This window comes from Ectopseudomonas alcaliphila, assembly GCF_900101755.1.
Taxonomy (GTDB): domain Bacteria; phylum Pseudomonadota; class Gammaproteobacteria; order Pseudomonadales; family Pseudomonadaceae; genus Aquipseudomonas; species Aquipseudomonas alcaliphila.
Window position 1 is genome coordinate 295478 of record NZ_FNAE01000005.1, and the last position, 13126, is coordinate 308603.

A 13126-nucleotide genomic window follows, 5' to 3' on the forward strand; every position below is an offset into this window, starting at 1 on the left:
AAAGTTTGCCAAGGAGTTCTCGATGCGCGTTCTGTTTGCCCTGTTGCTGATTGGCCTGACCTTGCCGGCCCTGGCAGACGACCACCTGCGCCTGTATCAGGCTGCCGGCTGGCCGCAACAGCGCGAACATTTCAACCAGGCGCTCGACGCTGCTCAGCAGCGCTACCGCAGCACCCTGCCACCGGCGGTGTTTCAGGCGCTGGTGGATAACAGCAATCGCCGCTTCGCCGCTGCCGCCATCGACCAGCGCGCACAGCACAGCCTGGGCATGGAGCTGGCCGACCCGCAGCCGGCGCTGACCTTCTTCGAGTCAGCCCTGGGCCGCAAGATCGTCGCCGCCGAGACGCTGGCCACCCGCAGCGATCAGTTGGCCAAGTATGCCAATGGCCTGCCGCGCACCGACGCCGATGCCACCCGGCGCCTGCTGATTCGGCACCTGGCCCAGGCCCTGCCGGCCAAGGAAGCCGGCGCTGAAGTCAGCCTGGCGCTGGCCGGTGTAGCGGCTGACAGCCTCAGCCAGATGATTCCCGGCCTGCTCGGCGGTGGTCAGGCTCAAGGGCTGCTCAATGGCCAGCGTGAACGCCTGATGACGCAGATCGAACAGGACCTCGACAACACCCTGCTGCACGTCTATCGCGAGTTGAGCGATCCGGAGCTGGAGCAGTTCGTCGAATTCGCCCAGTCGGAGGCGGGTAAAGCCTATTACCAGGCTGCCCTGCAGGCGCTGCGCGCAGGCCTTGCAGTAGGCATGAGCACCAACGAGCTTGCACCAACGCCGCAGGGCATCTGACCCTACACCAAGCGCTCGCGCAGGAAATCGAAGTAACGCAGACGCAGCGCCTCGTTCTCATTGGCCAGATGGTGGCGTGCCTCCGGTAGCCGCAGAATCTGCGGCTGATGGAACTTGTCCTGCAGCACCTCGAGGTTATAGCGCCAGTCCACCGTCATGTCCGCCTCGCCCTGAATGATCAGCGGGCTGTGTGCGCTGCGCCCGGCCGCCTCGATCCGCGGCACCCACTGGCTCAGCGCACCCACCCAGGAGGTCGGCAGGCTGCGCGGCTGCAGGGGGTCGAGGTTGTGCACGAAGTCGATGAAGGTCGCGTCGCTGGAGTTCTCGCTGAAGCGCCGCGGAATCTCGCGAACGAACGGGCTGAGCAGGCGATAACTGAGCTTCGACCAGCCCCATGCGCGCGGCCGCACCAGCGGCGCCAGGAGAATGCTCTGCCCGAGCTCCGGACGCTGGCCGTCAGCAAGCAGATAATCCAGCGCAATCGCCCCGCCCGTGCTCTGCCCACAGAGATGCCAGGGCTGTGGCAGCCCGAGCTCGCTGGCCTGCTCGAACAACCCGCCCAACACCTGCTGATACTCGGCAAAATCACCGATGCTGGCGCGCGCGCCGCTGGACAACCCGTGCCCCGGCAGGTCACAGGCGAGCACGGCGAAATTCATGCTCAGCGCCCAGTCGACCACATGCCGGTACAGGCCCATATGGTCGTAATAGCCATGCAGCAACAGCAGGGTGCCCTGCGGCTCGGCCGGTGCCCACAGCTGCACGGCAATTTGATAGCCGGCGGCATTGAAACTGCCGAGGCGGTTGTCCAGCCCGGCAAAGCGCCCAGACAGGTCGAAGCCGTAGAAGCTGCGATAAGCCTGCAGCGCCGGCAAATCCAGGTGCGCTGCGGCCAAGGGTCGCAGCAGGGGGCGCAATTGATCGGGCTGAAACGGCTCTGACATAGGACTTTCCATAGGTTGCAGGATGCTCGTGGGCGATCCCGACGACAACTCCTCGAATGCTGCGATATTCAGCTGCCTGACGCATCGTGGCAAGCTACACGCCCTTTTTACGCCCGGCCCGATCCATGCCCCGCCCGTCCCGCAAGAACCTGCTCATCGCTCTGCTAGCCCTGGCCTGGCTGGCCGGCATGGCGCTGGCCTACCGCTGGTTCGAAACGCGTTACCTGCGCACCTTCGACGAACGCGCGGCGGTGTTCTCCGGCGCCGAACTGCAGCTGCCCGCAGAGCTGAGCGGTCCCGGCGAGATCCGCCTGGTGCACTTCTGGGACCCGGCCTGCCCGTGCAATGTCGGCAACCAGCAGCACCTGAGCGAGCTGATCGAACACTATGCGCCACAAGGCGTACAGTTCCATGTCGTACAAAAGCCCGGCAGCCAGGGCCGCCTACCCGCCGAACTGGCCGCGTTGCAGCCCATCGACGAACTGCCCGGCAGCGCCAATCTGCCGGCCAGCCCCGCCGTGGCGATCTGGGACAGACAGGGCCAGCTGGCCTACTTCGGCCCCTACAGCGAAGGCCTGGTGTGCAACTCGAGCAACAGCTTCATCGAACCCATACTCGAAGCCCTGGCCGCTGGGCGCCGGGTCGACGCCAGCAACACCCTGGCGGTGGGCTGCTTCTGCGACTGGGCCGCGCCGACCAGCAACTGACGAGGCCCGAGCAACGTAGGGTGGGTTAGCCGCCTGTCGCGCTTACCGGTCGATTAGCCCTGTTTGACGCGGCGTAACCCACCATCGGCGCAATACGAGCTACCGCCTGGTGGGTTACGCGACGCACCACCTTCTCGGCGTTTGTCGATCCATTTCCGGCGTCGCTAACCCACCCTACGAACGCTCTTCACTCGCCAGTTGCTCCGTGGCGCGATACCGGACCGCGCGGCGTGCCGCCCTGCCAGCGACGAAACGCGCGGTAGAACGGCGACAGCTCGGCGAAACCGCAGGCCCGCGCCACGTCGCGCACACCCAGCCCCTGATCGAGCAGGCGCAACGCGCGCAAACGGCGCACTTCATCGTGAAGCGCACGAAAGCTGCTGCCCTGCTCACTCAGCGCCCGCTGCAAGGCACTGCGGTTGCTGCCCAGGGCCTGGGCACAGGCTTCCAGGCTGCAGGTCGCACTGCCCAGGTTGACCTCCAACCAGTAGCGCACCCGCACCAACAGCTGGTTCTCAACCAACCCTGCCAATTGCTTCTCGGCTTCCTCGCTGAGTACCTCGAACAGTCGCGGGCTGACGCTGCGTGAAGGTCGGGAAAGCAGCGCACGCGGCAGGATCAGCACGTCATGCGCCTGCGAGAAACGCGGCTCGACGCCGAGCAGGCGGCGATGCTCGGTAAGCTTGCGCGGTGCACGATGGCGAAACTCGACGCCGAGTAACGGCAGCTCGCCGCCAGCGGCCGACGCCAGCATCTTGCTCAGCAACACGGCCAGGCACTCCATCTGCTGACGCAACGAGCCGACCTCGCGGTAGTTAAGATCGATCACCAGACGCGCCTGCTCCCCCTGCTCCTGCAGTCGCGCGGCAAAACCGCCGGACAGGATGTGCTGGAAGCGCACGAAGGCTTGCAAGCCCTGACGCAGATCGCGCGCCGCCAGCAGCAGGTAACTGACCACATCCATCGGCCGTGGCTGCATGACCTCGCCCAGGTGAAGGCCGATATCGGCGTCACCGCTGATGCCCTCCAGCGCCTGCCAGAAGCGCGGTGCGTTGTCGTGCTCCTCGCGCGCCTCCAGCAGCGGCGCCGCCAGCGCCACACCGGCGTAGGCACGGCGGTAGGTGTCGGTCGGGTCGAGCCCCAGCGCCGCCAGGGCCTCGTAAAGCAGCCGGCGCAGGGTCGAGGAATGAGTGAGGGCGACGAAGGCGTTATCAGCCATGGTGGTTCCGGTCAGGCATTGACCATAGACTTTCAGCATTGAGGCATATGGTCAATGCCGACACCCAAGCGCCTGAGCAAAATGCACGCACGCTTGCCCCACAACAATAAGGATCGCTGGATGAAACGTTCCCTGACCGCCCTTGCCCTGGTGGTTGCAGCCGCCGCTGGCGGCCTGACCTGGTACCTGCTCGACAAGCAACCGCAACGCGACGGCGAGTTGGTGCTCGCGGCCCTGCAGGCGCCGGTCACGGTCGACTACGACGAACGCGGCGTGCCGCACATTCGCGCCGAGAATGAAGCGGACATGTATCGCGCCCTGGGGTTCGTGCATGCCCAGGATCGTCTGTTCCAGATGGAGCTGCTGCGGCGCCTGGCGCGCGGCGAACTGGCCGAGGTGCTCGGCGAGAAACTGGTACCCACCGACCGCCTGTTCCGCACCCTGGAAATCGCTCGCCATGCCGACGCATACGCCGCCCGCCTGGACGCAGGCAGCCCATCCACCCAGGCGCTGCAGCACTATCTCGAAGGGGTCAACCAGTACCAGGCCAGCCGCCCACGCCCGTTGGAGTTCGACCTGCTGGGCATCGAGCCACGCCCTTTCAGCATGGCCGATACGCTCAGCGTCGCCGGCTACATGGCCTACAGCTTCGCCGCCGCACTGCGCACCGAACCGGTGATGACCCACATCCGCGACGAACTGGGCGCCGACTACCTCGAGCTGTTCGACCTCGACTGGCATCCGCAGGGCGTGCTCGGCACCTCCCTCGCCGCCAGCGACTGGCAGGATCTTTCCGCCCTCGCCCAGCTCAGCAACAGCGCCCTGGAGGGCACTGGCCTGCCGCAGTTCGAGGGCAGCAACGCCTGGGCTGTTTCCGGCAGCCGCACCGCCAGCGGCAAGCCGCTGCTGGCGGGCGACCCGCATATCCGCTTCTCGCTGCCGGCCGTATGGTACGAGGCGCACCTGCAGGCGCCCGGCTACGAGATGTACGGCTATCACCACGCGCTGATTCCCAGCGCCATGCTCGGCCACAATCGCGACTTCGCCTGGAGCCTGACCATGTTCCAGAACGACGACCTCGACCTGATCGCCGAGCGGGTCAACCCGGACAACGCCAACCAGGTCTGGTACCAGGGCAACTGGGTCGACCTCGAACAGCGCACCGAAACCATCCGGGTCAAAGACGCCGAGCCGGTGCAGATCACCCTGCGCCGCTCGCCGCACGGGCCAATCATCAACGATGCCCTCGGCCAGACCAACGGCAGCACGCCGATCGCCATGTGGTGGGCCTTCCTCGAAACCGACAACCCGATGCTCGACGCTTTCTACAAGCTCAACCGTGCCGACGCCCTGGACAAGGCCCGCGCCGCCGTCGAGAAAATCGAAGCCCCCGGCCTCAACGTGGTCTGGGCCAGTGCCAGCGGCGATATTGGCTGGTGGGCCGCGGCCAAGCTGCCGCTGCGCCCGGAGGGCGTCAACCCGACCTTCATTCTCGATGGCGCCAGCGGTGAAGCGGACAAGCTCGGCTATCACCCCTTCAGCGCCAACCCGCAGGAAGAGAACCCCGAACGCGGCTATATCCTCTCGGCCAACTACCAGCCCGTGCCGGCCAGCGGCATTCAGATTCCTGGTTACTACAACTTGCCTGATCGCGGTCAGCGCCTGAACCAGCGCCTGAGCGACGCCTCGGTGAAGTGGGATATCCACAACAGCCAGGCGCTGCAACTCGATCCCGGCACCGGCTACGGTCCGCGCCTGCTGGCACCGATCCTCGACGAACTGCGCGGCGCAGCAGCGAACGATCAGGAGCGCGCGCTGGTGGAACAACTGGCCCAGTGGAGCGGCGACCACGCACTCGATTCCGTGGCGGCGACCCTGTTCAACCAGCTGACCTATCAGCTTGCCCACGAAGCCATGGCCGACGAGCTGGGCGAGGTGTTCTTCGACAGCCTGCTGCAGACCCGCGTACTCGACACCGCTCTGCCACGCCTGACCGCCAACGCCGACTCGCCCTGGTGGAATCGCCAGGGCAGCGAGCAGCGCGAAAGCCGCGCGCAGATCGTCGCGGAGGCCTGGCACGCCAGCCTGACGCATCTACGCAGCGTGCTCGGCGATGATGTCGAGGCCTGGAACTGGGGCCGCGGTCATACCCTCACCCATGAGCACCCACTTGGTCAGCAGCAGCCGCTTGCCTGGCTGCTGAATGCCGGCCCGTTTGCCGCACCAGGCGGCCATGAAACGCCGAACAATCTCTCGCACAAGGTTGGCCCGGCGCCCTGGCCGGTGGTCTACGGCCCCTCGACCCGGCGCCTGGTCGACCTGGCGGATGCCGACAAGGCCCTGGGCGGCATTCCCGTCGGCCAGAGCGGCGTGCCGTTCGACGCGCATTACGCCGATCAGGCGGCCGCGCACGTAGCCGGCGAGTATCAGCCGCAGCACCTGAGCGAGACCGACGTCAAAGCCAACAGCCAGGGCACGCTGAGGCTGCTGCCGCACTGAACCCCCGTCCACCCCCAAGAACAGCGTGGTGCGCCATCGGTGCATCGCGCTGCACGCTGGTGCACCGCTGCGCAGCAAATGGCGCCGCCGCCCTCGCCCGAGGGCCTCAAACCCAGCGAAATAGCGCCTTCCCGCTCCGGTAATAAAATTGGCACACGCCCTGCATATGCTAAGGCAATCCCAGTTTCGGGGACCTTGGTACAGGCAGGCCGGGGAATCCCCTTCTTTATTCGACGCAACAGCGCGTCACATAGCGCGCCGCAGCTTGGCCACAAGCACGGCGCCACCCGTTTCGGGGACCTTGGTACAGGCAGGCCGGGGAATCCCCTTCTTTATTTGGGACGCAGTGCCAGTCGCGCACGCCAACGCCCATCCTCTTGCGCACCGCGCCACTCCCCGTCAAGCGGGCGGGGTGATACCAGCACCAGCAGCAGATCCCGCCCGTCACGCTCCACCCGCCAGTTCACCAGACCCAGCGGCAGTTTCAACTGACCGTCACGCACCCGCCCGTAGGCATCCTCGTAGCGGTACACCAGTGCGCCGTCGACATGCTCGGCCTGCGCCTGCGGCTCACGATTGAACCAGAGCTGCAGCCCCTGCTCCCAGGCCTCGGCATCCTCGATGCGCAGAGGTGGCGGGTCGAACACACGACCGATCATCATGCCGACGAGAAAGGCGATCAGCATCACCGCCGCCATAAAACGCCAGCGCAAACGCGGCCGCGGGTCCTCTGGCGGCGTAGAATGGCGCTCGTCCCAGTGCTCGGAGTGCTGCATGTTCCACGTCATCCTCTTTCAACCGGAAATTCCGCCCAATACCGGCAACATTATCAGGCTGTGCGCCAACAGCGGCTGCCAGCTGCACCTGATCGAGCCACTGGGCTTCGAACTGGACGACAAGCGCCTGCGCCGCGCCGGCCTGGACTATCACGAATACGCCACGCTCAAGCGCCATGCTGACCTGCAGAGCTGCCTCGACAGCCTCGGCCAGCCGCGCCTGTTCGCCTTCACCACCAAGGGTTCGCAGCCGTTCCACGAGATCGCCTACCAGCCCGGCGACGCCTTCCTGTTCGGCCCGGAAAGCCGTGGCCTGCCCGAGGAAGTGCGCAACGCGCTACCGCCGCAGCAGCGCGTGCGCCTGCCGATGCGTGCCGGTTGCCGCAGCCTCAACCTGTCCAATACCGTGGCCGTGACCGTTTACGAGGCATGGCGACAGAACGGCTTCGCCGAAGCCGAGTAAGGCCGCGAGTGGATACAAAAAAAGCGCCCCTTGGGGCGCTTTTTCATGCAACCGAGCCGCTCTTAGTGAGCAGTGGTTTCGCCGGCTTGCTGCATGCGCTGCAGCTCCTGGGCGTACAGGGCGTCGAAGTTCACCGGCGACAGCATCAGGGCCGGGAACGAACCGCGAATCACCAGGCTGTCCAGCGCTTCGCGGGCGTACGGGAACAGGATGTTCGGGCAGAAGGCGCCAAGGGTGTGGCTCATGGAGGCAGCGTCCAGGCCCTTGATCAGGAAGATGCCAGCCTGCTGCACTTCAGCGATGAAGGCGACTTCTTCGCCGTTCTTGACGGTCACCGACAGAGTCAGCACCACCTCGTGGAAGTCACCTTCCAGGGCCTTCTGGCGGGTGTTCAGATCCATACCGACGCTCGGCGTCCACTCCTGGCGGAAGATTTCCGGGCTCTTCGGCGCTTCGAAGGACAGGTCCTTGACGTAGATGCGCTGCAGGGAGAATTGCGGATTCTGCGAATCGGCAGCGGCTGCGCCGCTGTTGGCTTGCTCGGTCATGGCGTTTGCCTTCCTTAACGTTGAGGTTTCAAGCGGGGCTCTGCAGCAGGGCGTCGAGCTTGCCGGCGCGCTCCAGGGCATAGAGGTCGTCACAGCCACCCACATGGGTGCTGCCGATCCAGATTTGCGGCACCGAGGTGCGGCCAGCCTTGCGGGTCATCTCCGCGCGGATGGCCGGCTGACCGTCGACGCGAATTTCCTCGAAGTCCACCCCTTTGCCGGCCAGCAGTTGCTTGGCGCGCATGCAGTAGGGGCACCAGTCGCTGGAGTAGATGACCACGCTGGCCATATCACTTCACCAACGGCAGGTTGTCGCCACGCCAGGTAGCGATGCCACCGGACAGCTTGGCGGCGGTGAAACCGGCCTTCTTCAGCTCGCGGGCGATGCTGCCGGCGTGCTGACCCATGGCGTCGACGACGACGATGGTCTTGGCCTTGTGCTTTTCCAGTTCGGCGACACGCGCCACCACCTTGTCGTAAGGGATGTGCAACGAATCGACGATATGACCGGCGGAGAAGTCCTTCTGCGCACGCACGTCGAGTACTACGCCCTTGTCGCTGTTGACCAGCGCGGTGAGCTCGCGGCTCGACAGGCTCTGCCCGCCCTTGCGCATTTCGGTGACGATCAGCAACACCAGCAGAACGGCGAACATTCCACTCAGCACATAGTGATTAATGATGAATTCAATCAGGTTGGCGAACATCTATATGACCCAGGACGGTAAAATGCCGGCCAGTATACACAGCCCCACAGGTCGGCCAAACCCCGTCTGGCAGTGACGCGCCAGGCGCTTGGCCCTAAAATGCCGGGCTGTTTCATTGCCCCCTCAGACGCAGAGCGAGCCAGTTCAATGAGTGCCACGCCAAAACCCTTGGTTCTGATCATCCTCGACGGCTTCGGTCACAGCGACAAACCCGAGTACAACGCCATCCACGCCGCCAGCACACCGGTCTACGACCGCCTGCGCGCCACCTACCCGCACGGCCTGATCTCCGGCAGCGGCATGGACGTCGGCCTGCCGGACGGGCAGATGGGCAACTCCGAAGTCGGCCATATGAACCTCGGTGCCGGTCGCGTGGTGTACCAGGACTTCACCCGCGTGACCAAGGCGATTCGCGACGGCGAATTCTTCGATAACGCCACGATCAACCAGGCCGTCGACAAGGCCGTGGCTGCCGGCAAGGCCGTGCACATCCTCGGCCTGCTCTCCGACGGCGGCGTACACAGCCACCAGGATCACATCGTCGCCATGGCCGAACTGGCCGCCAAGCGCGGCGCCGAGAAGATCTACCTGCACGCCTTCCTCGATGGCCGCGACACGCCGCCGAAAAGCGCGCAGCCGTCCATCGAACTGCTCGACGCCGCCTTCGCCCGCCTTGGCAAGGGCCGCATCGCCAGCCTCACCGGCCGCTATTTCGCCATGGACCGCGACAACCGCTGGGACCGCGTCGAGCAGGCCTATCACCTGATCGTCGATGGCGCCGGCCAGTTCAACGCCGCCAGCGCCGTGGAAGGCCTGCAGGCCGCCTACGAACGTGGCGAGAGCGACGAGTTCGTCAAGGCCACCACCATCGGTACACCGGTGCAGGTCGAGGACGGCGACGCCGTGGTGTTCATGAACTTCCGCGCCGACCGTGCCCGCGAGCTGACCCGCGCCTTCGTCGAGCCCGGCTTCAAAGAGTTCGAGCGCAAGCGCGCGCCGCAGGTCGGCTTCGTCATGCTCACCCAGTACGCGGCGAGCATCCCGGCACCGAGCGCCTTCGCCCCCGAGGCGCTGACCAACGTGCTCGGCGAGTACCTGGCGAAGAACGGCAAGACCCAGCTGCGCATCGCCGAGACCGAGAAATACGCTCACGTCACCTTCTTCTTCTCCGGCGGCCGCGAAGAGCCGTTCGAGGGTGAAGAGCGCATCCTGATTCCCTCACCGAACGTCGCCACCTACGACCTGCAGCCGGAAATGAGCGCGCCGGAAGTCACCGACAAGATCGTCGATGCCATCGAAAACCAGCGTTATGACGTGATCATCGTCAACTACGCCAACGGCGACATGGTCGGCCATACCGGCGTGTTCGAAGCCGCAGTCAAGGCCGTGGAAACCCTCGACACCTGCGTCGGCCGCATCACCGCTGCGCTGGAGAAGGTCGGCGGCGAAGCGCTGATCACCGCCGACCATGGCAACGTCGAACAGATGGAAGACGAATGCACAGGCCAGGCGCACACCGCGCACACCTGCGAACCGGTGCCGTTCATCTACGTCGGCAAGCGCCCGGCGCGCATCCGCGAAGGCGGCGTCCTGGCAGACGTGGCGCCGACCCTGCTCAAGCTGATGGGTCTTGAACAGCCGGCCGAGATGACCGGCAAGACCATCGTCGAACTGCAATAAGACGCAAGAATCGTCGCGTGGATGCAATCCGGGGAATCGCACCCCCGGATTGCATCCGCGCGACGCGCCACTTTCGCTCCTCTTGCCGCTTGTGGCATGCAGCTTGCCGCTGCTTTTTTAGGCATACTAGGCGCCATCCGCTACCCCGTTCAGGTACCGCCTCGCCCATGCTTCGCATCCTTGCCCTGATTCTGCTCAGCAGCCTGATCGCTCCAGCCATCGCCGATCAGCGCACCGATACCCAGCGCCAGCTGGAAGCGGCGCGCCAGGACGTCGCCGAGCTGAAGAAGCTGCTGGAGAAACTGCAGCAGGAGAAATCCGGCGTGCAGCAGCAGTTGAAGAAGACCGAGACCGAGATGGGCGACCTGGAAAGCCAGGTCAAGGAGCTGCAGCGCGAGCTCAAGGGCAGCGAGCAGGAAATCCAGCGCCTGGATCAGGAGAAAAAAAAACTCCAGAGCGCGCGCACTGAACAGCAACGACTGATCGCCATCCAGGCCCGCGCCGCCTACCAGAGCGGCCGCCAGGAGTACGTCAAGCTGCTGCTCAACCAGCAGAACCCGGAAAAATTCTCGCGCACCCTCACCTACTACGACTATCTCAGCCAGGCCCGCCTCGAACAGCTCGCCGCGTTCAACGAGACCCTGCGTCAGCTGGCCAATGTCGAGCAGGAAATAAACAGCCACCAGGCCCAGCTGCAGGCGCAGAAGGCAGGCCTGGATGAGCGCCACGCCAAGCTCGCCGAGGCGCGCAAGGAACGCCAGCAAGCCCTGGCCAAGCTCAATCGTGACTTCGCCACCCGCGACCAGCGCCTCAAGGCGCGCCAGCAGGAACAGGCCGAACTCGGCCGCGTGCTGAAGACCATCGAAGAAACCCTGGCCCGCCAGGCGCGCGAGGCCGAGGAAGCGCGCAAGCGTGCGCTGGCCGCACAGCAGGCAGAGCAGGCGCGGCCGGGCAGCCAGCAACCGAGCCAGCCAAGCGGCCCGTTGGTGACTTCCGGTGCCGTCTACGGCGGGCCTTTCGCCAGCGCACGAGGCAAGTTGCCATGGCCGGTCGATGGCCGATTGGTAGCACGCTATGGAACCCCACGCGGCGGCGACGCTCGTACTAAATGGGACGGCGTGCTGATCGGCGCCCCGGCCGGCAGCCAGGTACGTGCCGTGCATGGTGGTCGCGTGGTCTTCGCCGACTGGTTGCGCGGCGCCGGTCTGTTGGTCATTCTCGACCATGGCAACGGTTATCTGAGCCTGTATGGCCATAACCAGAACCTGCTCAAGAGTGCCGGAGACGTGGTCAAGGCCGGCGATCCCATCGCCACCGTTGGTAGCAGCGGTGGCCAGGAAACATCGGCACTGTACTTCGCCATTCGCCAGAACGGTCGTCCGAGTGATCCGGCACAATGGTGCCGCGCGCAGGGATAATCAGGTTGCAGCCTGGTGGCGCCTCATTTACCTAGGAGTTGTCTTCATGTCCCATCGCTTTCGCCCCACTTGCCTGGCTCTGGCCCTTGGGCTGCTGCTCGGCGCCCCCGCCCTGCAAGCGGCCGAGCCTGCCCCCGCGCCGGCAGCGGCGGCGAGCGGCAAGGCCCCGCTGCCGCTGGATGATCTGCGCACCTTCGCCGAGGTGATGGATCGCATCAAGGCAGCCTACGTCGAGCCGGTAAGCGACAAGACCCTGCTGGAAAATGCCATCAAGGGCATGCTCAGCAACCTCGACCCGCACTCGGCCTACCTCGAACCGGAAGCCTTCGCCGAGCTGCAGGAAAGCACCAGCGGCGAATTCGGCGGCCTGGGCATCGAGGTCGGCATGGAGGATGGCTTCGTCAAGGTGGTCTCGCCCATCGACGATACCCCTGCATCGAAGGCCGGCATTCAGCCCGGCGACCTGATCGTCAAGATCGATGGCCAGCCGACCAAGGGCCTGTCGATGATGGAAGCCGTGGACAAGATGCGCGGCAAGGCCGGCAGCAAGATCGAGCTGACCCTGGTACGCGATGGCGGTCGCCCCTTCGACCTGACCCTGACCCGCGCCGTGATCAAGGTGCGCAGCGTGAAGAGCCAGATGCTCGAAGACGGCTACGGCTATCTGCGCATCTCGCAATTTCAGGTCAACACCGGCGATGAGGTCGGCAAGGCGCTGACCAAGCTGCGCCAGGACAACGGCAACAAGAAACTGCGCGGCCTGGTCATGGACCTGCGCAACAACCCGGGCGGCGTGCTGCAGGCGGCGGTGGAAGTGACCGACCACTTCCTCAAGAGTGGCCTGATCGTCTACACCGAAGGCCGCCTGGCCAATTCCGAACTGCGCTTCAACGCCGACCCGGCCGACGCCAGCGAGGGTGTACCGCTGGTGGTGCTGATCAACGGCGGCAGCGCCTCGGCTTCGGAGATCGTTGCCGGCGCGCTGCAGGATCACAAACGCGCGGTGCTGATGGGCACCGACAGCTTCGGCAAGGGCTCGGTACAGACCGTGCTGCCGCTGAACAACGACCGCGCGCTGAAGCTGACCACGGCGCTGTACTTCACGCCCAACGGCCGCTCGATCCAGGCTCAGGGCATCGTCCCTGACATCGAGGTGGCGCGTGCCAAGCTGACCCGCGAGCAGGACAGTGAAGGCATCAAGGAAGCCGACCTGCAGGGCCACCTGGGCAATGGCAACGGCGGTGCCGACCGTCCGAGCAAGGCCGCACAGGCAGCACGCGCCGAACGCCCGCAGGACGACGACTACCAGCTGAGCCAGGCCCTCAACCTGCTCAAGGGCCTGAGCGTCACGCGCGGTAACTGAGGCGGGACAGGCAAT

General features: G+C 65.3%; 13 protein-coding genes. 7 read left to right on the plus strand and 6 right to left on the minus strand.

Going from position 1 to position 13126, the window contains the following annotated elements; translation table 11 throughout:
* Window positions 1-22: 22 nt before the first annotated feature.
* Window positions 23-790, plus strand: coding sequence for a hypothetical protein (locus BLR77_RS17540; RefSeq protein ID WP_074680169.1), 768 nt, complete (start codon window positions 23-25; stop codon window positions 788-790).
* 2 nt (window positions 791-792) lie between these two features.
* On the opposite strand, the gene BLR77_RS17545 is transcribed toward BLR77_RS17540, so the two are convergent.
* Complete coding sequence (locus BLR77_RS17545) at window positions 793-1734, minus strand: phospholipase BipL (RefSeq protein ID WP_074680172.1); 942 nt, start codon at window positions 1732-1734, stop codon at window positions 793-795.
* 125 nt (window positions 1735-1859) lie between these two features.
* On the opposite strand from BLR77_RS17545, the gene BLR77_RS17550 reads away from it, so the two are divergent.
* Window positions 1860-2441, plus strand: a complete 582-nt coding sequence (locus tag BLR77_RS17550; RefSeq protein WP_074680175.1) for a DUF6436 domain-containing protein — start codon at window positions 1860-1862, stop codon at window positions 2439-2441.
* Window positions 2442-2628: 187 nt separating this feature from the next.
* On the opposite strand, the gene BLR77_RS17555 is transcribed toward BLR77_RS17550, so the two are convergent.
* Window positions 2629-3660 carry an AraC family transcriptional regulator gene (locus BLR77_RS17555; RefSeq protein WP_074680275.1) on the minus strand — a complete coding sequence of 344 codons (1032 nt, stop codon included), beginning with the start codon at window positions 3658-3660 and terminating at the stop codon, window positions 2629-2631.
* Between the two features lie 120 nt (window positions 3661-3780).
* Here BLR77_RS17555 and BLR77_RS17560 point away from each other — a divergent pair, with 120 nt between their 5' ends.
* Entirely contained in the window at window positions 3781-6159 is a 2379-nt protein-coding gene (locus BLR77_RS17560; RefSeq protein ID WP_074680178.1) for a penicillin acylase family protein, read from the plus strand.
* A gap of 332 nt (window positions 6160-6491) precedes the next feature.
* Here the strand turns inward: BLR77_RS17560 and BLR77_RS17565 are convergent, their stop codons facing one another.
* Window positions 6492-6935 carry a hypothetical protein gene (locus tag BLR77_RS17565; protein ID WP_074680181.1) on the minus strand — a complete coding sequence of 148 codons (444 nt, stop codon included), beginning with the start codon at window positions 6933-6935 and terminating at the stop codon, window positions 6492-6494.
* Between BLR77_RS17565 and trmL the strand changes: the two genes are divergently transcribed.
* Window positions 6934-7398 carry a tRNA (uridine(34)/cytosine(34)/5-carboxymethylaminomethyluridine(34)-2'-O)-methyltransferase TrmL gene (gene trmL, locus BLR77_RS17570; RefSeq protein WP_074680183.1) on the plus strand — a complete coding sequence of 155 codons (465 nt, stop codon included), beginning with the start codon at window positions 6934-6936 and terminating at the stop codon, window positions 7396-7398. The genes BLR77_RS17565 and trmL overlap by 2 nt on opposite strands.
* Window positions 7399-7460: 62 nt before the next feature.
* Here the strand turns inward: trmL and secB are convergent, their stop codons facing one another.
* Genes secB through BLR77_RS17585 form a run of 3 tightly spaced genes read right to left on the minus strand, consistent with a single transcriptional unit; the run spans window position 7461 to window position 8650 of the window.
* On the minus strand, window positions 7461-7946 hold the full coding sequence (secB, locus tag BLR77_RS17575) for a protein-export chaperone SecB (protein WP_074680186.1): 486 nt from the start codon (window positions 7944-7946) through the stop codon (window positions 7461-7463).
* 28 nt (window positions 7947-7974) lie between these two features.
* Window positions 7975-8235 (minus strand): glutaredoxin 3, encoded by a 261-nt coding sequence (gene grxC / locus BLR77_RS17580; protein ID WP_074680189.1) that lies wholly within the window; start codon window positions 8233-8235, stop codon window positions 7975-7977.
* A gap of 1 nt (window position 8236) precedes the next feature.
* Window positions 8237-8650 carry a rhodanese-like domain-containing protein gene (locus BLR77_RS17585; protein ID WP_074680192.1) on the minus strand — a complete coding sequence of 138 codons (414 nt, stop codon included), beginning with the start codon at window positions 8648-8650 and terminating at the stop codon, window positions 8237-8239.
* A 147-nt stretch (window positions 8651-8797) separates the two neighbouring features.
* Here BLR77_RS17585 and gpmI point away from each other — a divergent pair, with 147 nt between their 5' ends.
* The 3 genes from gpmI (at window position 8798) to BLR77_RS17600 (ending at window position 13111) form a co-directional block, all read left to right on the plus strand.
* Window positions 8798-10330 (plus strand): 2,3-bisphosphoglycerate-independent phosphoglycerate mutase, encoded by a 1533-nt coding sequence (gene gpmI, locus BLR77_RS17590; protein ID WP_074680195.1) that lies wholly within the window; start codon window positions 8798-8800, stop codon window positions 10328-10330.
* Between the two features lie 167 nt (window positions 10331-10497).
* Window positions 10498-11748 carry a murein hydrolase activator EnvC family protein gene (locus BLR77_RS17595; RefSeq protein ID WP_074680197.1) on the plus strand — a complete coding sequence of 417 codons (1251 nt, stop codon included), beginning with the start codon at window positions 10498-10500 and terminating at the stop codon, window positions 11746-11748.
* Window positions 11749-11794: 46 nt separating this feature from the next.
* Window positions 11795-13111 carry a S41 family peptidase gene (locus tag BLR77_RS17600; RefSeq protein ID WP_074680200.1) on the plus strand — a complete coding sequence of 439 codons (1317 nt, stop codon included), beginning with the start codon at window positions 11795-11797 and terminating at the stop codon, window positions 13109-13111.
* The last annotated feature ends 15 nt before the right edge of the window (window positions 13112-13126 follow it).